This window comes from Nostoc sp. ChiQUE01b, assembly GCF_034531255.1.
GTDB lineage: Bacteria > Cyanobacteriota > Cyanobacteriia > Cyanobacteriales > Nostocaceae > Nostoc.
Map to the genome: position 1 here is coordinate 1 of NZ_JAVRBM010000090.1, position 24,338 is coordinate 24,338.

Consider the following 24,338-nt stretch of genomic DNA (forward strand, 5'->3'; position numbering starts at 1 on the left):
GTTTTTGCGATCGCTCCTAATTATACTTTGTCGAGAGTGATAAAAGAGGGTTAAAAACCTTGTAACCTTATATCTTTAGCTGATTTATTAGCTTTACTTATGTTGTAAGTCCAACTGAGCGATTCAATTCAACAAATAGGGGAAGAACTGGTTGTTGAGATTGTTGACCTCATAGGGGCGCTCATACTTGCGCCCCTACCCCTATCTCTGCTTCACAGCCTGGACCGCAGCATCAGCATTAACTAAACCACGACCGAAGAAATACTCTTCGGCTGACACTGGTTTCGCCTTTGGGAAAATACCGGAAGGTCGTGAAACAGGAGCATCTACAACAGTTCCAAAACCGACTTCTTTTTGCAAACGATAGCGATTAGCATCCGCTTTAGAAAGCTTAAGTCCATCATAGGTAGCAGTCTTATTGAGAATTGAGACAATTTCCTCCCGACTCAAACGCCGTTTTGGGTCTTCTCCCTTCATTAAAGCCACCACTCCCGATACAATGGGAGCCGAAAAAGAAGTCCCTTCTACCTGGACATACTTACCTAAGGGGTCTAACGCCACACCCCAAGCGTAATCTGGTACAGACATTCCCTGCCAAAAACCATCCAACCAAGTGCCACCTGTCGTTAAAATTCCACCACTGAGACTATTTTGGATTTCTCCGCCGGGTGCGACTATATCTAACCCACCGCCGTAACTGCTGTAGAAGGTGCGATTTCCCGTCATATTTGTTGCACCCACTGATACAACACCAGGAATACCTGCTGGAAATCCGACTCCATCTAAATTTTCATTGCCAGCAGAAGCAACAATTACCAAATTACGATTAGCATCTAACACATCAAAAATTTGCTCAGTTAATCCCTCATCAGGAAGTAAACCACCCAAACTCATATTGATGACATCAACATTTCTACTAGCAGCGTAACCAATTGCTTCAGATAAACTTGCCGTATTAATCGCGCCACGTAAGCCAAAAACCCGCACTGGCAAGATTTGGGTATCAGGAGCAACTCCAAGAATACCTGCTTTATCTTCCGAGTTGGCAGCAATTACACCCGCAGTCCAAGTACCGTGAAACTCGCTACCAATTTGAGTCCGAATCAGATTACGAAGGCGATGTGCAATTTCACTGTCTGAAGCTTTAGGGTAATGCTGTTTCAAGATGCCGGACAGTTGTTGATATTTCTTCAATAATTGGTCAGATGGTAATTTAAAAGTATCTTGAAATTCTGCTTGAATCTGTGCCATTTCTTGGGAACTCAAGCGTGTATCAGCGTCACCTTCACCTTGGCTAGAAAAGTCCCAGCCATATTCCTCACCAGGTAATTTATCGGGGCGATCGCCAGATTTATATGTCTTCTTCACCAAGTCGGGATGATCCCATTGAATCAAGCTATCAATTACCGCCACGACAACCCCGCGTCCGCCATTGCTGTTGCGCCAGGCTTCCGTAGCGCGAATATCAGTACGCGCTAATAGCTGACCCCGCCGAGGAGTACTATTTAAATGCCATTGCAAAGGCAACAAGTTAGAAGAAATAGGAGTATCTTTTGGTTGGGGTAACTGTGCCAACTGCTTTTGTAAGTGTTCGGCAGCGTGAGGAGTTTCTGGTAAATTTGCTGCTGTTGCCAGCAATTGCGACATATGATCGGAAGTGGCTTGAATAAAATTCGGTGTCGCTGATTGCACTCCTGGTATTTGAGTCAGTTGATTAGTTACATTCAAAATTTCAGTACCAGATAGTGACTTAGAACGCACTAAGTAGCGGTTTTTACTAAATCTCAAGGGACGAAGTACTTCTAAATCGTGGCGCAGCAGGATAATTTGTTTTTGGCTCTCAGACATCTCACCTGCAAAACTAATAACAATCTCGTTGGGTAGCACAATAACTGGCTCAGATTTTGTTTCTGGAGATGCTGGCTGTGATTTCCGGGATAAGATAGGTAATATTTCTTGTACGTAAGGCTGTTTTTGAATCTGCTGTTGAACTGTATTCAGAGAAGCACGAGTGCCATTCGGTAAGTTAACCAGGGCGATGTTTTCTCCCAAAGGTTTAACATCCACATCAAAGCGATGATTACTACCAATGCTGCGAGTATTACCGCTACCACCACGTCGTAAATCTTGTTGCAGCTGCAAGTATAAAGGTTGGATAGACCGAGAGCGTGTATTCGCTTTAAAGCTAACAGCTACGGTATCACGGCGCAAATGGAGCGAAATTTTTTGACCGTAAAATGTATAAAATAATTCTTCTAATGTTTGTGCCTGAGCGAACTCACGGTATTGCTGAGGGAACAGAGAAAAACTGGTAGCACTGAAAAAACAACCTGCCAAAATAAGACTGGAGAGAAAACGTTTCATAACTGCGAACGTTGGATTAATTTTGCTAGATATGTTTATTTCTCAGGATTTGCAGGATATGCAATTTTTCAGGAGCATAGTTAGGTTGCACAGAAATAACCTGTGTCCAATCGCAAAATTGCATAAGGTCAATTTCCTCAGAACTACTAAAAGATAAAGGGTCAAGATAACTGTTAAATCAGTTACTCAGTATTAAATATCGAAAAATGGCTGGACTTGTGTTGAGGAGCATTAGCAATGTGAAAATTAACAATAACCAATAAATAAAAATAATTATGGGCGATGCTTCAAGATATTGGACATTGGTAAGGATTGATGCGGGAGGGAACCGGAAAATTCAAGAAATACCTGCTGCTAAGTCATTTTACGCACAAGTGTTTGATCGGTTAGCAGAAGATGATGATGTACCAGATGGGGACATCCAGCGTCAATTGCTACATTTGTATCGTCACAGTTCTGACGATACCGTTTTGCTGGCAGAACGTTGTTTGCTTTGCTTTCTATCTTGGATTCTAGAGCAAGGGTGTATGCAATTAGAAAGGAATTTTGGTCAAGACCATAATTTTACTTGCAGCGATTTGTTCCCTTATGTCCTGGATGATGATGGTAAATTATCCCCAGCAGGTTCCTATGAATGTTTCTCTCGGCAAATTCTCCAGAGTTTCGATTCGCAGCAAAGTAGTCTGGCGACTTGGGCGATGATGAAGGTAAAACAACATCCTGAATTGAATAGATTTTTGTTGGAATGCGGTGTTTATTTAATTAGTGATTGGGCAATTTTGAATGATACTCAACCGAAACAATTAGAGCGAATCCTGAAAGAGTTTCACCTTTTTAGTGATTCCGCAATTCAAGAAGCCCAATGTCTTTTACGAAGTTACCATGCTGTTTACCGCCTTCAAAGACTGCAACAAATTAGAAGAAAAGTTAGGAGTAAATGTACTGAACCTACTACGCAACAATTACAAGATATTGCCCAACTTGTCAAAACTGATACAGGTCGTTTATTTGACGATGTAACTGTGAGAAAAATGCTGAAAAAATTGGCTACTCAATTGCGTGAATACCGAATTCATGTCCGGGGTGGTTCTTTGCCAGCAAAGTCTCTAGATGCTGTGCATGGAGACAAGTCTAATTCTTTAATAGAGGAAATTCCTGCGCCTGATACTAATAAACTTTTAGAAGAAAGCGACGAACTAGCCGAATTTTTGCGGTTTTATCGCCATCAATTTCAGATTTGCTTGCAGCAAGCTTTAGCTAAAGTTACAGAATCGAGAATCAGACAATTATCACGTAAAAAGGGCGATAAAGCACAGATGTTTTTAACTGCCCTCGAACTATCTCAATGTCAAAAATTAGCTATGAAAGAAATTGCTGAATTCCTGGGTATGAGAGCGCAAGATGCGGTAACGAAGTTATTAAAATTAAAAGACCTGCGGACTGATGTGCAACAGGAAATGTTGGTAATTTTAAAGGATTCTGTGAAAGAAAAAGCTAAAGAATATGCTGATATTCAAGCTTTGAAAAACCTAGATGAGCAATTGACGGTTGTACTTTTAGAAGAAATTATCCGGATGATGGAAAATTCCGAAAGTCAATCAAGAACGATGAAAGATCATTTAAAATCTGATATGTTCGCGGAACGTTTATGTGAATATCTCCAAACTAGAAAAACAAATTAAAACCAAATTATGACAAATTTATTGAGTAATATTTCCCCCATGTCTTACCTTGATTTTGATGCTTTACCAACTTCAGCAGTTATTCTCTCACCTGATGATATTGACCAAGCCGCAGAAATCAGCAATCAAATCTTTGATGAATCCAAGCAATGGCAAGCCTATCTTAATTGTTTAGCTTTATCAGCTTTTGAGCAATGGCTAGAAGAAAGAGCAGAAGGGCTAACTATTAATCGAGAAAAATGTACGATTTTACAACCAGCTTTGGCAAATTTTATTAACAGCGTCGCTAATTTACAAGTTGGGGAATTTAAAGTCTGTTTAATTGCTACTGGTAGCCTGAGTGATGAAATAGTGAGTTTACCAAGAGTTGTTGTCGATTTACCAGAGTTTATTCCTCACTTTTATGTTTTAGTAGAGGTGTTGGAAGAACAAGAAGCAGCGAATGTTTATGCTTTTTTACCTTATCAGGAATTGCGAGAGAGTGTACAGATAACGTCTTTACAGTCTGATTGGAATTATCAACTACCTATATCCTGTTTTGATGAGAATCCAGACCGTTTATTGCTATACCTGCGATGTTTGGAACCGTCAGCAATATCTTTACCTGCAATTCCTACAAATCGCAGTGCGATTTTAGCAAATATACAAAATCAATTGGTTGAATTATTACCTCAGTTACAATCACCGAGAAGGGAATTATCTGAAGTTTTAACTTGGGAACAAGCTTCTGCTGTTTTTACTAATCCGGAGTTGCTGAATTGGCTTTACACATTACAGAAACAAAATATAGCTACAGAGAATGTAGAGATGGGTAGCGCAAAGCCAGAATCGCCAGGTTATTTTGCGTCTCTACAAGATTTAATTAAATTAATTACGCAACCTGCTTTAAATGCTGGACGTTGGTTGTGGGACGAGTTGGATGATTTAGCACTCTCTCTTTCTTGGGTGTTGTTACCAAGTTTTGCAGATGCTTCCGAAATGCGACCAATACGTAGTCCAGAGGAAGAATTTGAAGTTATAGTCACCCAACTACGACAGAGGGGTTTAGAAATTCCAGTACAAGCGCGGGGTGCGTATCAAGATTTTCTGTTAGCTGGGATACCTCTGCGAATGTATGCTGTGACTTGGCATTTGGTATCGGAATCTGGAAAGCCTGAATGGAGTTTGTTACTAATTTTAGGCGCACCTGCTTTAAGTAGTTTACCGTCTAATATCAAATTTCGTGTCAGCGACCAAACAGGTATTTTGGACGAACGGGGATTAAATGCGGAAAGTGAAGACTCTTACATATTTACCCGTGTGGTTGGCAATTGGGATGAGAAGTTTTTGGTAAGTGTAAGTTTGATGGATGACGTTGAGGTGACTTTACCACCGTTTGCATTTGATTTGGGGAGATAGGTAGGTTTGTAGTGGTTATTTTTAGATTCAGATTCAGAAGTTTGGTTTTGAAGCCTTAGCTAGTTGTAGCTGAGTACATCTCACGATAAATGAGGTACGAAATTTACTTTTGGACTGAGTAGCGTCCAGTGCGATAGCTTCGCTTGCCAGAGGCATCGCAATTTTCACTTCGGGCCCCTTTTTGCATTTACCTGTACTAAGTACTAGGTACTGGGTGCGATACGAGATTATCCACCAGCAGAACGTGTGTGTATCGGTATGGAGGCGATCGCTTTTATAGTATTAACCAGCAAAGTGTGTCAATAACTCCTCACAAGATAATTGCAGTAATAGGGTATTTGTTGCGAATTTCCGGAACCATTTAGCATTTTCTTCACAATATCTTTAATTAGCTAGCGATCGCCAGTATTAATACGGTCTACCACATCAAGGTATCGTAATTATGCTGAGGTCATTTTTAAATTTTGGCATAACCTGGTTTGTCCTCAGAAATATAAGAGATTGAGCAAACAATCTTTTGTAGTTATATAAGAGGAATAACCAATGTCTAACCGTTTGAAGAGTTTCGCTCTAGTTACTTTAGTGTTGTCACTGACTTGTGGTGTTGGGTTCGCAGCCAGCGATGTAATAGTTAGGCATACTTTGGCACGAACTGCAACAAGTTCAGATAGCAAAGCAGAAGGCGATAAGTTGTTTGAGGAAGGTGTACAGCAGTTTCGACGTGGGGAATATCCCAAAGCATTGCAGACTTATCAACGGGTGTTGGAGATTCGGCGAAAACTGGGAGATCAGGCTGGAATTGGGCAAACCCTCAATAATATAGGACAGGTTTACAATGGGTTGCTTCAACAGGAAAAAGCATTAGAAGTTTTACAGCAAGCATTGACCATTCGTAGAGAAATTAAAGACCGCGCTGGAGAGGGAGAAACCCTAGATAACATTGGTGGGGTTTACCTTGCTTTATTTAAAGAAGAGGAAGCTTTAAAAACTTTACAACAAGCTTTAGAAATTCGTCGTGAAGTGAAAGATAAAGCTGGGGAAGCTGTTACTCTCAGTCGAATAGGTTTGACTTATACTTTTTTGAAACAACAAGATAAAGGCTTAAAGCTTTTACAACAAGCACTAGTGAAGCATAGAGAATTGGGGGATAAATACCAAGAGGGCTTGACTCTATTTAGAATAGCAGGAGCTTATGGCAATGTAGATGATTATCCCAATGCTTTGGATTGGTTGAATAAAGCTTTAGCTGTAAATCGTGAAGTCGGAAACCGCGCTTGGGAAGGTAGGTGTTTACAGCAAATAGGATATATTTATTTTAATAAAAAAGAATATGACAATGCATTGAAATTTTTTCAGCAATCATTAACACTCATTCAAAAAGCAGGAATTCGTTCTTTTGAAGCTAGTATTCTTACTAGTTTAGGAGACACTTATTTTAAGCAGGAGAAATATGATAAGGCAATTGAATTTTACAAACAAGCCTTACCTGTTGCTCGTGAAATAAAAAATAAGTCTCTTGAATCTGAGATTCTCGCATCTCTTGGAGATAGTTATAGAAAACAAGATAAATACGACCTTGCCATAGAATTTTATCAACAGGCTTTACCATTAACAAACAAAAATACCGAACAAGAAACCGGAATACTTGCGCTTATTGGAAATTGCTATTTTCTGCAAGGTAAATATGACTTGGCAATAGAAAATTACCAAAAGTCATTAATAATCGCTAGAGAAATAAAAAATCTGACAATCGAAGCTCAAACTCTTACTGTAATTGCTGGGAGTTACGATGCTCAGAAAAAATTTGAGAAAGCAATTGAATTTTATCAACAAGCTTTAGCTCTCCAACAAAAACCACTAAATAATCGCTCTGCACAATTAACTATTCTCATGCAAATCATAAGCATTTATTTTAGAAGTGCTAGTGATCTCACACTTCAAAAAGATTATTCTCGTGTAATAATTCAAGCTAATGAAGCTCTCAAATTAGTTCCAGATACTTTAAAACTTGCAAGAGAACTAAATAATTCCACAGCAGAAAAAGAAATATTACAAATTCAAAGTCAATCCTACTCACTCATAGGTAATTATCATCTCCAATTAAGAGAATTAGAAAAAGCAGAGAAATTCCTTCAACAAGCTTTAACAATAGCACGACAGTCTGAAAATTTAGAAGCAGAGAAATATGCTTTATCTTATCTTGGTGGAGTTTACATTGCTCAGGGGTACAACGCTAAGGCAATTGAATTAGGTCAGAGAGAGTTGGAAATTGCTCGCATACTTAAAAACCCTTTCTTTGAAGTACGAGCTTTATTAGGGCTTGCTTCTACATATAATGTTTTGGGAGATTATGAACAAGGTATTCAATTATCACAGCAAGCTTTAACAAAATCAGAAGAAATTGATATTCAGAAAATACCTGAAAATCTTCAAAAGTATGCTTTGCAGAGCAAGCCAGATGCTTTAGGACTTTTGAGTTTAATTTACACTAATCTTGGGGAATATGATAAAGCTCTAGAATTTGCTCAAAAACGTTTCAATTTGGTAAGAAGTCTAAAAAATCCTAAACTGGAAGCTGAGGCATTGATTCGTTTAGGCGATGTATACAATAGTAGCCAAAATTTCCAAAAAGCAATCGAATTTACTCAGCAAGCTTTGACAATGGCAAGGGACATTAATAATTCTGATTTGGAGGCACAGGCATTAAAACAAATCAGTGCTACCTATACTGAAAAGGGAGATTATCAGCAAGCTTTAGACTCTGCACAGCAAATATTGGTAATTGCAGAGAAAACGAAAAATTCAAATCTGAAAATAGATGCCTTAAATATTCAAAGGCAGGTTTATGCTAATCAAGGCAATTATAAGAAAGCTCTGGAATTATTTCAGAATGCGTTGTCAATTGCTAAACAAAATAGCGACTTTGGTTCTGAGTGGACAACTCTTATTGAAATTGGATTATTCTACAAAACTTTAGGAGATGAACAAAAAAGCACTGAATATTTACAACAAGCACTTACGCTAGCCCAAAAAATACAAAATCCTCAGTTTGAAGGCGTAAGCTTATTTATTATTGCCTACACTTATTTTGGTAAAGACCAACCAGAAAAAATCATTGAATATGCGAATCGAGGTTTAGCTATTTTACCCAAAACCAAAATAATCCCAGTAGAAATAATAGGAAATACCGTACTTAGTCTGGGCTATGGTGAGTTAAAGAACGAGCAAAAAGCAATGGAAGCAGCCCAAGCTAGCTTAAAACTTGCCAGAAAGTCGAAAAATCCTAGCAATGAAAAGGATGTACTTACATTTATAGGGGGTTTACAGCGTAAGTTTGGTAAACAACAAGAAGCGATTAAAACATATAACCAAGCATTAGCAATCAAAATTCAAGCAAAAGCTGTAGGTGCTGATTCTGGGATTTATGCTGGCTTAGGTCGTACTTTTGCTGAATTAAATCAACCTAATGAAGCAATTAAAAACTATCAAGAAGCAGTCCAGAGAATTGAAGTAGTGCGAAGTAAAGTTCAAGAAATTACACCTGACTTACAAAAATCTTTCTTCCACACAATTGTCGATTTTGATGGATTTACGCCAGCTAAAGTATATCGCCAGTATGCAGATTTATTATTAAAGCAAGGACGTACAGCAGAAGCAACGCCAATCATAGAAATACTGAAATATCTAGAAGCTCAAGAGTATTTTGGCCAAACGAGAGGAATTGATAGTACTTTAAATGATAAACAAATCGCCTTGGGTAAGGAATTAAGCCAATTAGAAACTATCCCACGAGAGAAGCGGGACAATAAGCAACAACAGCGTATTGTTGAGTTGCGAAAAATGCAAGAAAATCTCATAAAAGAATACGGAGAGTTTGTCAAAAGTCCAGAAGTTGCAAAACGAATTGAAGAATTACGTCAACTTACTGGAGGAAAGAATTTAGACCCAGATGAACAAGCAAGAAGTTTACAAGATAATTTAAAGCGGCTACAACAAGATGCTGTAATTATTTATCCCTTGGTTCTAAAAGAGCGCTTGGAACTAGTATTACTTACTCCTTATGCTCCTCCAGTTCGTCGTACAGTAGCAGTTTCGGAAGCTGAACTTAATAAAACAATTGAAGATTTTCGTCGTGATTTGCAAAGTCCTGGTACTAATGCCAAAGTTAATGCTAATAAACTCTATCAATGGCTAATTCAACCACTAGAAGTGGATTTAGCAGAAGCAAAAACTAAAACAATTATTTTTGCTCCCGATGGAAAATTACGTTATATTCCTTTAGCCGCTTTACATGATAGTAAACAATGGCTAATTGAACGGTTTAACATCAATAATATTACAGCCCTTAGTTTGATGGATTTGAATACAAAACCTCAAACTAAACGAGAAATTTTAGCTGCTGCATTTACAGATATCAATCGCAATGTCACTGTTCGACTTGGAAAAGAGACAGCAAAATTTAGAGGATTGAGATATGCAGGAAAAGAAGTAGATGAAATTACAGCAACTATTTCTGGAAGCACCAAACTTTTAGATAATCAATTCAATAAAGATATCGTGTATCAAATGAACGATTACTCGGTGGTGCATCTTGCGACTCATGCAGCATTTGTAGATGGAAAGCCAGAAGAATCTGTAATTGTTTTGGGTGATGGAAAATATGTGACTCTGCGAGATGTAAAAGATTGGAACCTACCCAATGTTGATTTAGTTGTATTGAGTGCTTGCGAAACTGGTTTGGGTGGTTTTGGGGATGGTAAAGAGATTTTAGGCTTTGGATATCGGATGCAACAAATAGGTGCTAAAGCTGCGATCGCATCTCTGTGGAAAGTTGATGACCCAAGCACATCTCAACTAATGCAACTATTTTACAAAAACCTCGCCACTGAGAAAATGACGAAATCTGAAGCATTACGTCAAGCGCAACTGAGCTTAATAAATGGGAATAACTCCAGCACAAACCCCGAAGGACGTGGTATTGAAGTGAATATCGGCACGTCCTCAAGAAATGAAAAGCCTCAAAGCGGCTATTCACATCCTTACTACTGGGCACCATTCATTTTAATTGGCAACGGTCTTTAAAAATTAATAGAGGTGCAATTACTTGCATCTCTGCCAACTAATAAATAATCAACCACAAATTATGAATAACTTTCACCTCAAAGTACAACGCATCGAACAAGTTTGCTTATTTGAATTAACTTGGGGAACAGCACAACGTCTCAGCGCCAAAATTACCTATCCCGAAAACCTGACATTACTCTATCAAGAATGGCAACGCACCTATCTAAGTTTTTACAAAACCTCTTTACGAGGACGGGTAGAAGATTCCGGTAGTTTTCAAGCACCAACCCTTGATTGGCACGCAAGATTAGTTCAAATAGAGGCAAAATTTTTATCTGAATTTCATAATTGGTTGCGTAGTAGCAAACTATATGACATTCGGGCAGCAATTACTCAAGTTTCATTATTATCTGTTAATTCTCGATCTGCAAATATTAACCTTTTCTTGACTTGTGATTCTTTGGAATTAGCACGTTTACCTTGGGAAAGCTGGGAGATTTGCACGGAAGTTACCTTTGCTTTTTGTAAGATTAATATTGTACGCAGCCCTATCAATATACATCAATCAGTAGCGAAGCATAATCATAACCGTCGTGCTAAAACTAGAGTTTTAGTAATTTTAGGTGATGATACTGGGTTAAATTTTGAAGCAGAAAATAAAGCAATCCAAAAACTGAAACACATTGCTGAAATTAAATTTGTTGGATGGCAACCAGGAAAAAATATTAATGAACTCAAAGGTGAACTGAAAGAAACTATTACATCGGAACTGGGATGGGATATTTTATTATTTGCAGGACATAGCAATGAAACCGCTTTGACAGGTGGTGAAATTTCAATTGCTCCCAATACAACTTTATCAATTAACGAAATTATACCTTTTTTAAATAAAGCCTTAGAAAATGGATTAAAATTTGCTTTATTTAATTCTTGCAATGGTTTGAGTATTGCTAATAACTTAATTGAATTAGGATTAAGTCAAGTGGCAGTGATGCGCGAACCAATTCATAATAAAGTAGCTTCTGAATTTTTGCTGCATTTTCTACAAACCTTAGCTCAATATAAAGATGTTCAAGAAGCTTTAACATCAGCTTCTCAGTATCTGAAGTTAGAGGAAAATCTGACTTATCCTAGTGCATATCTTATTCCTTCTCTATTTCTCCATCCAGAAGCTACTTTATTTCGCTTTAAACCTAGTTTTATTGAAAATTTACAAAAAATCAGCCCATCTCGAATTGAAACTTTTGCACTTTCAGCTTTATTTATTATTAGTACACAACTACCTATACAGAACAATCTATTAGCACAACGTTTAAAGATACAAGCTTTTTATCATCAAGTAACAGGACAAATTCAAGTAACAGAATCACCTCCAGTTTTATTAGTACAAATAGATGAAAAATCACTTAAAGATGCAACTAAAGACTCAAAACTGTCTAGTGCAAGACAAATGAATAGAAAATATTTTGCAATGATAATTGATAAATTGCGAACAAAAGGTGCTAAGGTAATCGGCATTGATTATTTATTGGATCGATATCAGGGAGAAAATGATAAAATATTAGCTGAATCTCTTCAAGCCGGGGTAAATTCATCGAATCCAACATGGTTTGTCCTGGCAGAAACTAAAGCTCTAACTGGAGAAAAATTGACAGTTTTACCTGAAATTGCTAGCCCTAATTGGACTTTGCAAGGGGAAATCGAGATTTTACCTGGGTATATGCAACTCCTATCTCCATTAGATAAATCTCAACCATTATATTTTTCTAATTTATTAGCAATATCGCATCAATTGCAGAGATTAAAATCACAAATAATTAATACAACAAATCAAAAACAACAAGGATTGATTGCAGTTGAAGATAAGAATGTTGAAGATAATTTAAAACAGTCACTACAACCAAAATTAAATAGTAAAGCTGACTTTAGTAAGCAAATTGGAAAGTTTTTGCAAAATAATAATGTTAAAAATATTACTAGCTTGCAATCACCACGAACTAATTTACAACCTATCACAGAATTTAGCTATTATTTTGGTCAGATGTGGTTGCACCCGATAGTTGATTTTTCTATTCCACCAAATCAAGTGTATCGTAGTATTCCAGCTTGGCAATTGTTAGAAGGCCAAAATCTACCTATCTCTAGTTTACAAAATCAAATAGTCATCATTGCACCAGGAGGATATGGTGAAGCGGGAATGTCGAAAAATGGTGAAGATAACTTTGATTTACCTCCTGCTCTAGAACTATGGCGACGCTTAGAAAATCCTGAAAATAGCAACGAAGTATTGACAGGCGGTGAAATTCATGCCTATCAAGTACATCATTTATTAAATGACAGAATGGTTGTACCTATCCCTGATTTGTGGATGATTTTAATAGCTATTATGTTGGGGAAAACATTATATTTTATAATGCAGAAAAATCCACGTATCAGGTTACAAATTTTATTAGCTTTAGGTGCGTCTACAGCAGCTTATGGTGTACTAAGCTTGCAAATTTATCTTTCATCAATCGCGGTGATTTTACCTTGGTTTTTACCATCGCTGACAATTTGGCTATACGTTATACCAACGTTTATGAGGAGAAAAGCTTATGAATAAATTAGATTATATTAAGCCTTGTTTCTTACTTTTGACAATAAATATTACTGGATTATCTTTGTTCTCCAAGGTGGAGTTAAAAGCAGAAACCAAACAAACAAATCCTATCCTATCTTGGGTTAATATTTTTCTGCCTTTATCGAAACCAAAACCTCCTATTAAACCACGTAAAGCTGTCGGTCGTCCTGTTCGTGGTTCATCTGCACCCATATCAAATTCTGTTTGTATGATATCTCCAGATGTACCAGAGGATAAACTAAATAAACCCAGAATTGTTTGGAGCGATCGCCCGCTATTTCTTTGGGAAGGAAATGCACAACAAGTTGGCCTAATGAAGAATAGGCAGACGACTTTATGGGTTCAGAAATTAGCACCAGGGAAAAAATTTATCAGTTACACAGGAGAGCCACTACAACCAGGTGAAACTTATTATTGGGTGGTATTTGACGGAGATATAGCAACTGGAAATATCAAATTTCAGGTCATGGAACCACAAGACAGACAGGAAATAACTAATAATTTAAAAATTTTGGAGGAGGAGCAAAAAGCTAAAGGAGCTAACACGGAAGCGATCGCACTGGCAAAAGCTAACTATTTTATACAGCAGGAATTGTGGGCTGATGCCTTACAGCAAGCTTACTCTGTAGAAAAACCTTCTGCTGAGTTACTGAAAATACTTCAAGATATTCCGCAACAACTCAAGTCACAGTGCGGTAAGTAGAAAGTCTTTAAAAATCAGCAATCATCTTTTTAAGAGATACTCAGATACATTATCTGGGTATTTTTATGTTTGTTTGCAGTACAGTTTCTCAAAATATACTGAAAATCTCCGTTTCCAGAAAAAAATATCTCAAAGTTTAAAATAGTCTCAACCCTTATTGTATAAGCATTCTGGGCTAATTGATTAGCTAGTTCACAACTAATTTCAAAAAAACTCTCCAATTTTGGCATATCCCCTCAAATCCCAGAAATACATATCTATGAGCGCACAAAGAGGAACGACCTCAAGTTAGAAAAAACTCATTTTGGCATATCCTCTTTACCTCTAGAAATACATATTCATGTGAGCGAGCAAAACATAGTTGCAACAGGTGCATTTATTCATTTTAGTACAACTTCATTCATCCAACATCAACAAATATCAAGGAGCAGACAAAATGAAAACCTTAAAATTAGCAGCAGTAATTGCAGTTTTCGGAACAATGTTTTTTACTTCGCAAACTTTGGCTGGGAGCTTAAGCGATTCTAATGCGTTGCTTGTGACACAGGCAAAAACTGAATTGAAACCCCACTTAAAACTATCTAAAATCGAACCACTGTCTAAACTCAATTCTTCTCCCAAAGCTCATGATGCTAATAATATAGATGTGTTATTAACTCAAATATCACAAGATTTAGATAAAGGAGATTTTCAAAAAGCACTCGAAGGTTGTAATGCAGTTTTAAAAATTGATGAAAATAATTTTCCAGCTTACTTCTTTAGAGGATTTACTTACAGCCAATTGGGAGAATATCAGACAGCAATTGCAGATTTTGAGCAAGCTATACGTATTGACCCTAGTTCTGCTTATCCTTACTTTGGTAGAGGATTCGCTAACGTTCACCTGGAAAAATATCGTGAGTCGCTCGCAGATTTTCAGCAAACCATCAAAACGGAACCTGAATTTGCTCACGCTTATTTTTGGCGAGGTATCGCTTTAGCGAATTTAGCTCAAACAGATGAAGCAAAATCTGACTTACAAAAAGCTGCGGAACTTTATCAAAAACAAGGAAACCCTGAAGCTGCCGAACAGGCATTAAATGTGTTTAAAAAAATTGAAACGGCTTAAAAATTGTTTTTGATTGGAGTGTTGATTGTTTTCTATCCTTTTAATTGCCAGGAGTTACTACCTCCTGGCTAATGAATCAAGCTTACTTCAACTGAGTAAATACAAGTAAATATCGAACATTTTTGCATATCCTGCCAACTCTCAGAAATACATCATCTTGAAACAGTGACAAATTTGTAAACACACAGGAGACATGACAATGAAAGGTTTAAAATTAGCAATTACTTTGGTTGTATTAGGAACAACTTTTTATAGTGCTAAAGCGGATGCTCAAAACTTCCAAAATCCAAATCAATTGGTAGCACAAGTTTCAACTTTGCAAGAAAAACCACAAATTCAAGATTCTCAACTAAAACCAGCTAACACAAGCGGCAATAGTTCCAGCGTTGAAACCCAATTATCGCAGGGTTATGACCTTTTAAAGAAAGATGACTATGAAGGAGCAATTGAAGCATTTAACAAAGTTTTACAGACTGAACGCAATAATGAGAGTGCTACTTACGCTTACTTTGGTAGAGGAATTGCTTATTTGTCTACAGAGAAATATGAAGCAGCAAAATCAGATTTTGACCAAGTAATTGCGCTTGATGCTAAATTTGCACACGCTTATTTTTTCCGGGCTGCTAGTCAATATAAATTAGGCGACAAAGAAGCAGCAGTTTTAGATTTAAATCAAGCTGTTAGCCTTTTTACAGAACAAGGAGAACCAGAATTAGCGAAAAAAGCACAAGACATGATTGAAAACATTCAGACTAGCTAGGACAATTTCGGATTGGATAATTCAATTAGCAAGGTGCGTTATCAATCTAACGCACCATTATTTACCAATATTTTCAACATGGGATGTTTCTGATATATCAACAGTGGCACTAATGAGCGAATTTTATGGTAATTTAAGCAAAAATGCTGATAAAGCAGGTGCGCTACATCAAACGATGCTGGAAACGATGAAAAGTATCCACATCCTAGCGATTGGGCTGTTTTTACGCTGATTGGTTTGCTGTGATGGTGTGGGGTTATAACTATGCGTTCCTGCAAGATTGAAATAAGTGTGTTTATTTGTCTGTTGACTGTTGTTTCGACTTCTTTGGGTTCTAATTTATCATTAATATTTACAACATCACAGGTATTGGCACAGACTAATAGTGACCGCAAAGCAGAAGCTGATAGGCTTTTGAACGAAGGATTTGATTATCGTCGATTCGGTAAGGTTGAGCTAGCTTTAAAGTCTCATGGACAAGCACTTCAAATTTATCGGGAAATAAAAGACCGTCGAGGTGAGGCGAGGGCATTGCTTGCTTTCGGTGACGTATACATCAACTTGGGAAATTATCCGAAAGGGATTGAATACTTTCAACAGTCTTTAGCGATCATACGCTCGATCAAAAAGCCTGATATCGAATTTTGGATACTTTCATATCTTGGTGCTGCTTATTCTGGGTTGGGAAATTATCCACAAGCAATTGAGTATGCAGAACAGAGCTTAATAATTTCAAGGCAATTAAAAAATAAGCAGATGGAGGGTAACGCATTACAAGATTTGGGTATTGTGTACAGCAAATTGGGAGACTATCTAAAAGCAATTGACTATGTAGAGCAGGGATTGAAAATAGCACGGGAAGTTAAAAATAATCTAGAAGAGGGGAGTGCCTTACAAGAATTGGGGGAGATTTACTGGTATGAGGGAGATTATCCGAAAGCAATTGAATATTTCCAACAGGGATTGAAAATTTTCCGGCTTCTCAAACGTCCTTATGCTGAACTTTCAGCACTTAATGGTTTAGGTCGGGCTTACTGGAAACAGGGAAATTACTCCCAAGCGGTTGAGTATTTAACACAGGGATTGAGAATTTCACGAGAATTTAAAGACCGTCGAGGTGAGGGAGCAGACTTATTAACCTTGGGCAATGTTTACAGTGAGCAGGAAAATTATCCAAAAGCTATTGATTATTTGCAACAGTCTTTATTAATTACAGAGGAAACAAATGATCTTAGTCGCAAAGGGAAAATACTAAATAATTTAGGTCATATTTTCTACAAACAGGGTAATTTAGCTTTAGCAGAAAGAACTCTAATCGAATCTTTGAAGGTAAAAGAATCTATTCGAGATAGTAAATTGGGTGATAATCAAAAAGTTTCATTGTATGAGACCCAACGCAATACATATAATACTTTACAAAAAGTCCTCATTGCCCAGAATAAAAATGATGCAGCTTTAGAAATAGCCGAACGTAGTCGTTCTAGAGCTTTTGTAGAATTATTGTCATCTCGGTTATCTACTAATAAAAACTTAGAAAAATCTCCACAATCACCAACTATTGCCCAAATGAAACAAACAGCCAAAGTGCAAAACGCCACTTTGGTGCAATATTCAATTATTGCCGATGATTTTAAAGTAACAGATAAATTCCGAACAGAAGAATCAGAATTGTATATCTGGGTCATAAAACCTACAGGTGAAGTAATCTTCCGCAAAGCCGACCTCAAACCTTTGTGGCAAAAAGAAAATACCAATTTAGATAACCTGATCGCCACCAGCCGTCAATCAATCGGTGTCAGAAGTCGTGGTATTCAAGTATCTTACAAACCTAATTTATCTAAAGCACAAAACAATTTTAACCGCCTACATGAATTATTAATTGACCCTATCGCTGATCTGTTACCTACAAAAGAAAATGACAAGGTAATCTTTATTCCTCAAAATTCGTTATTCCTTGTTCCCTTCCCTGCATTGCAAGATAAAAACGGTAAATACCTGATAGAAAAAAATACTATTCTCACGTCACCCTCAATTCAGGTTTTAGATTTAACCCATCAACAACGTCAAAATATAGAGCAGCGGAATTCCACGTCTCCACTAATTGTAGGTAATCCTACCATGCCGAAGGTTGCATTTAAAATTGGGAGTACGCCGCAACAATTAACTTCCTTACCTGGCGCTGAGAAGGAAGCAAAAGCGATAGCATCCTTATTTAACACCCAAGCTTTAATTGGCAATAAGGCGACAGAAGCAGCGATTGTGAAACGCTTACCCCAAGCGGGAATTATTCATTTTGCTACCCACGGCTTATTTGATGATATTCGAGGATTAGATAGTGCGATCGCGTTTGCTCCTTCTAAAGGAAAGCTCACTCTCACCCCTGAAAATTTAAGCTCTCTCTCATCACCTCTAAGCAAGCAAGATAAAAAGGACGATGGACTACTGACAGCAGAAGAAATTCTCGATCTGAAAATTAACGCTGATTTGGTTGTTCTCAGTGCTTGCGACACAGGTAGAGGTCGAATAACTGGTGATGGCGTTATTGGTTTATCTCGTTCTTTAATTAGCGCAGGTACACCGAGCGTGATTGTCTCTTTATGGGCGGTAGATGATGGTTCAACTGCCTTTTTGATGACCAAATTTTATCAAAATTTGCAACAGAAACTTGACAAAGCCACTGCGTTAAGAAATGCCATACTTGCTGCTAAGAAAAAATATGCGAGTCCATCTCAATGGGCTGCTTTTACTCTTATTGGAGAGTCGCAATAAATCTAATCATAATTGCCTTGGCTATGATTAATGCTCAAAAAATAGAGCGATAAATGCTTGTGTTGTGCTAATGAAATTTATTTAAACTTAGGAAAGGTAAAGATGAAAACAGATATTACACCAAAATTAATCTCAACAGGTAATCAATTTAATCTCGCAATATTGAGGTTAGGAGCAATCATTACTATTGCCGGATTATTAAGTGGTATACCAGCAGCTACTGCACTTGAATCTCAGCAAGAAATTATTGCTCAGAACTCACCTGCTCCAACTTATCAAGCAACATCTACAGATAAATTATTACAAGAAGGAATCACGCAGCTACGTGAATATAAACTTAGGGATGCTGAAAAAACCTTTCAACGAGTGTTATTACAAAGACGACAAGAAAATGATGCTGCTGGAACTGCTATCGTTCTCAATTACCTGGGTGAAGTTTATAGTTTATTGAGTGAGCTAACACAGGCTTTAAAATTTTCTCAGGAAGCATTGACTATTGCTCAAAAATTAAATAATCGTTCACAAGAAGCAGCAGCTTTAGATAATATTGGTAATGCTTATAGTGGATTTAAGCAATATTCTAAGGCATTAGATAATTTTCAAAAAGCTTTGATTATTTGGCGAGAAATTAAAGATGTAAAAGGTGAGGCAGGTAGTTTAAGTAATATAGGTACAGTTTATATAAACCAAGGTTATTTTTCTCAGGCTGTAGAAGTTTTACAACAATCGCTATCTATTCGACAACAAGTAAAAGATAGTTTTAATGAACCAGAAACAATCGCTTTATTGGGTTTAAGCCACTATACATTAGGTAACATTGACCAAAGTTTTGAAATGTTAAATCAGGCTTTAAAGCTTAGTCGTCAGGTAAATAATCCTAAAGCTGAAAGTATTGCACTAATGTCAGCAGGAACTGTTCATATTTTTTCAAGACAAATTGACAAACAAATAGAGTATATGCAACCAGCACTTGTACTCGCTAGACAAAGCGGTAATGTATTGGAAGAAATGAAACTTCTTGCTTATATTGCAGATGCTTATAATCAGTTAAAAAATCCTAAAAAAGCAGTTGAATACAGTCAGCAATCTTTAGAAATAGCTCAGAAAGGATTAGCTATTTATCAAAACCAAAACAATTCGGCAGAAGCAGCCCAAATATTTCTTAATATTGCATCAATTTACAGTAAGCAGCAACAGCATGATAAAGCTTTAGCATCATATCAGCAAGCTTTAAAAATTTTCCGACAACTCAAGCAGCGAGAATTAGAATTAGAAACTATCAGTCAGATAGCTGATATTTATAACCAGCAGAAAAAATTTGATCAAGCTGTAGATTTACACCAGCAAGCACTGATAATTTTTAAAGAACTCAATAATCCACCAGCACAATTAGGTTTGCTTGCGTCAGTAGCACTGGCTTACGACAATCTACAGCAATATCCAAAAGCTATTGATTACTATCAGCAAGGTTTATCAATTGCTCAAGTAAATAAATTACCTTTATATGAAGGTATTTATCTTTATGGAATGTGTCATCTTTACTATGACTGGAAAAAATATAAGGAAGCAAGTGATAGTTGTGAGCAAGCTTTAGCTATTTTTGAGAAAATCAAAAGACCAAAGGAAGAATTGATTAGTCTTATCGGTTACATAGGATTATTATATGAAAATCAACAAAACTATTCTCAGGCAGAAATATCTTATAAACAAGTTTTGGCTATACAAGAAAAATTACACGGTGCTGATAGCATTGAAATTCTTCAGAATATCCTCAAGTTAGGTTATGTATATGATAATCAAGGGAAATATCGGGAAGCGCTACCATATTTTCAACGCGCTTTGACTATTACAGAAAAATCTTATGGTTTAGAACATCCAAAAGTTGCCGAGCGACTTCCTAGTTTGACTAATATTTACATTAAGTTAGCAAATTACCAAGAAGCATTAAAATTTGCTCAACGTGCTTTAGAAATTAATAAAAAGGTTCATGGGCTTAAACATGATGAAGTTGCTACTAGTCTTAATAATTTAGGCAATATATATAGCAATATAGGAAAATATAAAGAAGCATTGCTAAATCATAAACAAGCCTTGTCTATTTTAGAAATTATTTCTAAAAATGGTGATTTTTGGAGTGATTATAAGTTAGCAAATCAGCTTAATAATCTAGCAACAGTTTATCAAGAGTTGGGTAATTATCAAGAAGCCGAAAATTTATTTCAACGTAGTTTAAACATTCGTGAAAAGTTATATCAGAATGCGTTGACAGCCAAACCTCCTGAACAGGATTATAAAATAAATTCTCTAGCTGGGCAAGTTGCTAGTAGCCTAAACAATTTAGCGAATTTGTATAAAGATAAAGGAAATTATACGGAAGCAGTAAAGCTTCAACAACGAGCTTTATCTCTTCATGAAAAAGCATTTGGGAAAGAACATCCTGATGTTGCTTTGAGTCAGATAAACCTGGCTTCTGTCTATAAAGAATTAGGAAGATATCAAGAAGCGCTATCCCTAGCAAAAACTGCTTTGGCTATTAATGAAAAAATTCTGGGTGCTGAACATCCTCAAGTTGCTTCTAACCTCAACAATTTAGCCAATATCTATCTAGCACAGGGAAAATATACAGAAGCGCAAGGTTTATTTCAACGTGCTTTGACTATTCGTGAAAAAGTATTTGGTAATGAACATCCATTAGTTGCTATTAGCCTGAATAATCTTGGTGGTTTCTATAGCGAACAAGGTAATTATCAACAAGCGATGGATCTATATCAGCGTGCTTTGGAAATCCGTCAGAAAATATTTGGTGAGGAACATCCAGATATTGCTAGTAGCTTGAATAATCTGGCGAGTGTATATCTAGAGCAGGGTAAATATCAAGAAGCGATTTCTTTATCTGAACGTGCTTTAAAAATGAGAGAAAAGCTATTAGGTTCTGAACATCCAGATATTGCTAATAGTTTGAGTAATCTTGGTACTTTATACGATATCCAAGCAAAATATCAACAAGCAATAGATTTACATCAACGCGCTCTTGCTATTAATAATAAAGTATTTGGTATAGAAAATATTAATAGTGCCAGAAACCTCAGTAATTTGGCTAGTGTTTACGCTGATATAGGCAATTATAAAGAGGTTCTTCCTTTATTTAAAAGTGCTTTAGAAATGCGAGAAAAAATATTAGGTTTTGAACATCCCGATGTTGCCAGAACTCTGAACAGCTTAAGTCTATTCTACGCAGAGCAAGGTAATTACTCAGAAGCACTAAAAATTAATCAACGTGCGCTATCTATTCGAGAAAAAGCATTTGGTAAAGAACATCCTGATGTTGCAAACAGCCTCAATAATCTAGCTGAAATCTACAAAAACTTAGCTGATTATAAGCAAACTCTAAAATTACATCAACGCGCTAAAGCAATTAACGAAAAAGTATTTGGTACAGAACATCCTCAGATAGCATATAGCCTTAACAATTTAGCTGGTACGTACTTAGTCCAAGGGAATTATCCAGAAGCACTAAAGTTATATCAAGAAGCTTTGAAAATTAACAAAAAAGCATTTAATGATGAGCATCCCTTAGTAGCTCAATCACTGCAAAACTTGGCTAATCTATATAGTGACTTGGGGAATGATAAAGAGGCCGAAGCTTTATACGAAAAAGCTTTAACTGTCAGCGAAAAGGTGTTTGGTAGTAATCATCCGATGGTTGCGACAATCGCTAGCAATCTTGCAAATACCTATTATCACCTGGAAAAGACTACTAAGGCAGAAACAGAAACGAAACGTGCTTTAAAAATCCGAGAACAGGTATTTGGAGCGAATCATCCTGATGTGGCTCTTAGTCTCAATAATTTAGCTAATTTGTATAATAACCAAGGCAAGTATAAAGAATCTCTTCAACTTTTACAACGTTCTTTAGGGATTTGGGAAAAAGTATATGGTACTAATCATCCCCAAGTTGCACTCAATTTAAGTAACCAAGGTTGGGCTTATTTTCTCTTAGGAAATAATCAAAAAGCACTGGAACTATTACAAAAATCGCTCTCGATGAAGGAAAGCTTTTTTGGCTCTCAACATCCAGATGTTGCTAATGATTTAAAACTACAAAGTTATGCCTACCATGCTCAAGGTGATATAAACCGTGCCATTGAAATGAGAAATCGTAGTTTAGATATTAGCGATCGCAATCTCAATATTATCCTTGGTATCGGTTCAGAACGCCAAAAACAAAACTATATGATGGCGTTAGTCAATGAGTCAACCGACATCACAGTTTCCTTACACCTCCAGTCAGCACCCAATAATCCCGAAGCTGCAAAACTGGCTCTCACCGCAATTCTTCGCCGGAAAGGACGCATACTTGATGTTCTCAGCGATAGTCGTAGCTGGTTACGACAAAACCTTACCCCAGAAAACCAAAAATTATTTGACGAACTCACAACCATCAGTTCGCAACTGGCAAGACTCACGTACACTGAATCTAGTAACTTTGGTCAAGAATTTGCAAAACTCCAAGCTGAGTATGACAAATTAGAAGCAGAACTCTCTAAACGTAGCAGCGAATTTCGCACTGTCACTCAAATCACCACAATTGAATCAGTGCAAAAATTAATACCTGCTGATTCTGCATTAATAGAATTTACGCTGTATCAACCCTTAATCAATCCAAAAGCTGGAAAAAAGAGCGATCGCTATGGTAAACCCCATTATGCTGCATATATCCTGACATCCCAAGGCGCACCACAATGGGTAGATTTAGGAGAAGCGGAAGCTATTGATCGAGAAATTACTGAATTTGGTGACATCCTGCAAAGTAAATCCCGCGATGTCAAACCAATTGCGCGTCGCTTGGATACCCAATTAATGCAACCCATCCGCAAGCTATTGGACGATCAGCGAAAACTGCTAGTTTCTCCCGACAGCCAGCTGAATCTAATTCCCTTCGCTGCGCTGGTAGATGAAAATAACCGCTATCTTGTAGAAAATTATACTATTAATTATTTAACAACAGGGCGTGACTTACTGCGCTTATCAAATCAAGCACCCAGCCGTCAAACACCTGTGGTAATGGCAAATATTGATTTTGGTAATGCTGCAAGTAATTTATCTGTGTCAGAAAAAGGCGATCGCCAAGCAAAACGTTCCTCGGAATTTGACAGACTAAAATTTTCATCCTTACCAGGAACAAAGGAAGAAGCCGAAGCCATTACCCCCTTATTAAAAGATGTAAAACTCCTAACAGGCAACCAAGCCACAGAAAATACTCTCAAACAATTACAGTCACCCAGTATTTTACATATCGCTACTCACGGTTTCTTTCTCACCGATAAAAAAATAGACTTTCCAGATATTCAAGATTTAGCTGTGGGAAATCGTGGAATCATCGTCAAACCTGGTTCCAGTCGTCAGGTGAGTAAGAACATTGAAAATCCCCTATTGCGTTCCGGTATTGCGTTAGCTGGATTTAACAACCGTCACAGTGGTGATGAAGATGGTGTACTGACAGCCTTAGAAGCATCTTCCTTAAATTTATCGGGTACTAAATTAGTCGTACTTTCCGCCTGTCAGACTGGTGTGGGCAAAGCAACCAACGGCGAAGGGGTATATGGTTTGCGTCGTGCTTTTGTGATGGCTGGTACTCAAAGTCAGTTAATTAGTCTCTGGAATGTTGATGATTTGGGAACTAAAGAACTGATGGTGAAATATTACGGACGATTAATCAAAAATGAGGGACGTTCCGAAGCCTTGCGACAGACACAATTAGAAATGTTGAATTCCCAAAAATACCAACATCCATTTTACTGGGCCGCATTCATCCCTTCTGGTGATTGGACTCCTGCTAAATTTTAGCCTCATTTTTGGCATATCCTCCC

General features: G+C 37.2%; 11 protein-coding genes. 10 read left to right on the plus strand and 1 reads right to left on the minus strand.

Annotated elements, in window-relative coordinates:
* Window positions 1-201: 201 nt before the first annotated feature.
* A complete protein-coding gene (locus tag RMY63_RS34735; RefSeq protein WP_322733059.1) occupies window positions 202-2,364 on the minus strand; it encodes a S8 family peptidase in 2,163 nt (720 codons plus the stop codon).
* Between the two features lie 275 nt (window positions 2,365-2,639).
* On the opposite strand from RMY63_RS34735, the gene RMY63_RS34740 reads away from it, so the two are divergent.
* The 10 genes from RMY63_RS34740 (at window position 2,640) to RMY63_RS34785 (ending at window position 24,315) form a co-directional block, all read left to right on the plus strand.
* Window positions 2,640-4,046, plus strand: a complete 1,407-nt coding sequence (locus RMY63_RS34740) for a hypothetical protein (protein ID WP_322733060.1) — start codon at window positions 2,640-2,642, stop codon at window positions 4,044-4,046.
* Window positions 4,047-4,055: 9 nt separating this feature from the next.
* Window positions 4,056-5,444, plus strand: a complete 1,389-nt coding sequence (locus RMY63_RS34745) for a DUF1822 family protein (protein WP_322733061.1) — start codon at window positions 4,056-4,058, stop codon at window positions 5,442-5,444.
* 543 nt (window positions 5,445-5,987) lie between these two features.
* The gene (locus tag RMY63_RS34750; RefSeq protein WP_322733062.1) at window positions 5,988-10,526 is read left to right on the plus strand and encodes a tetratricopeptide repeat protein; all 4,539 of its coding nucleotides are present in this window, start codon (window positions 5,988-5,990) and stop codon (window positions 10,524-10,526) included.
* 61 nt (window positions 10,527-10,587) lie between these two features.
* Complete coding sequence (locus RMY63_RS34755; RefSeq protein WP_322733063.1) at window positions 10,588-13,110, plus strand: CHASE2 domain-containing protein; 2,523 nt, start codon at window positions 10,588-10,590, stop codon at window positions 13,108-13,110.
* Window positions 13,103-13,831, plus strand: a complete 729-nt coding sequence (locus RMY63_RS34760) for a hypothetical protein (RefSeq protein ID WP_322733064.1) — start codon at window positions 13,103-13,105, stop codon at window positions 13,829-13,831. The genes RMY63_RS34755 and RMY63_RS34760 overlap by 8 nt, the downstream gene beginning before the upstream one ends.
* Before the next feature lie 436 nt (window positions 13,832-14,267).
* Window positions 14,268-14,939 carry a tetratricopeptide repeat protein gene (locus tag RMY63_RS34765; RefSeq protein ID WP_322733065.1) on the plus strand — a complete coding sequence of 224 codons (672 nt, stop codon included), beginning with the start codon at window positions 14,268-14,270 and terminating at the stop codon, window positions 14,937-14,939.
* 199 nt (window positions 14,940-15,138) lie between these two features.
* The gene (locus tag RMY63_RS34770) at window positions 15,139-15,699 is read left to right on the plus strand and encodes a tetratricopeptide repeat protein (protein WP_322733066.1); all 561 of its coding nucleotides are present in this window, start codon (window positions 15,139-15,141) and stop codon (window positions 15,697-15,699) included.
* A gap of 112 nt (window positions 15,700-15,811) precedes the next feature.
* Window positions 15,812-15,931, plus strand: a complete 120-nt coding sequence (locus tag RMY63_RS34775) for a hypothetical protein (RefSeq protein ID WP_322650784.1) — start codon at window positions 15,812-15,814, stop codon at window positions 15,929-15,931.
* Between the two features lie 32 nt (window positions 15,932-15,963).
* Window positions 15,964-18,468: a CHAT domain-containing tetratricopeptide repeat protein gene (locus RMY63_RS34780; RefSeq protein WP_322733067.1), complete on the plus strand. Its 2,505-nt coding sequence runs from the start codon at window positions 15,964-15,966 to the stop codon at window positions 18,466-18,468.
* 102 nt (window positions 18,469-18,570) lie between these two features.
* Window positions 18,571-24,315: a tetratricopeptide repeat protein gene (locus tag RMY63_RS34785; protein WP_322733068.1), complete on the plus strand. Its 5,745-nt coding sequence runs from the start codon at window positions 18,571-18,573 to the stop codon at window positions 24,313-24,315.
* The last annotated feature ends 23 nt before the right edge of the window (window positions 24,316-24,338 follow it).

Excerpts from the sequence above, each read along its gene's own strand:
- RMY63_RS34735 (WP_322733059.1), bottom strand. The coding sequence starts at position 2,364 with ATGAAACGTTTTCTCTCCAGTCTTATTTTGGCAGGTTGTTTTTTCAGT.
- RMY63_RS34740 (WP_322733060.1), top strand. The coding sequence starts at position 2,640 with ATGGGCGATGCTTCAAGATATTGGACATTGGTAAGGATTGATGCGGGA.
- RMY63_RS34745 (WP_322733061.1), top strand. The coding sequence starts at position 4,056 with ATGACAAATTTATTGAGTAATATTTCCCCCATGTCTTACCTTGATTTT.
- RMY63_RS34750 (WP_322733062.1), top strand. The coding sequence starts at position 5,988 with ATGTCTAACCGTTTGAAGAGTTTCGCTCTAGTTACTTTAGTGTTGTCA.
- RMY63_RS34755 (WP_322733063.1), top strand. The coding sequence starts at position 10,588 with ATGAATAACTTTCACCTCAAAGTACAACGCATCGAACAAGTTTGCTTA.
- RMY63_RS34760 (WP_322733064.1), top strand. The coding sequence starts at position 13,103 with ATGAATAAATTAGATTATATTAAGCCTTGTTTCTTACTTTTGACAATA.
- RMY63_RS34765 (WP_322733065.1), top strand. The coding sequence starts at position 14,268 with ATGAAAACCTTAAAATTAGCAGCAGTAATTGCAGTTTTCGGAACAATG.
- RMY63_RS34770 (WP_322733066.1), top strand. The coding sequence starts at position 15,139 with ATGAAAGGTTTAAAATTAGCAATTACTTTGGTTGTATTAGGAACAACT.
- RMY63_RS34775 (WP_322650784.1), top strand. The coding sequence starts at position 15,812 with ATGAGCGAATTTTATGGTAATTTAAGCAAAAATGCTGATAAAGCAGGT.
- RMY63_RS34780 (WP_322733067.1), top strand. The coding sequence starts at position 15,964 with ATGCGTTCCTGCAAGATTGAAATAAGTGTGTTTATTTGTCTGTTGACT.
- RMY63_RS34785 (WP_322733068.1), top strand. The coding sequence starts at position 18,571 with ATGAAAACAGATATTACACCAAAATTAATCTCAACAGGTAATCAATTT.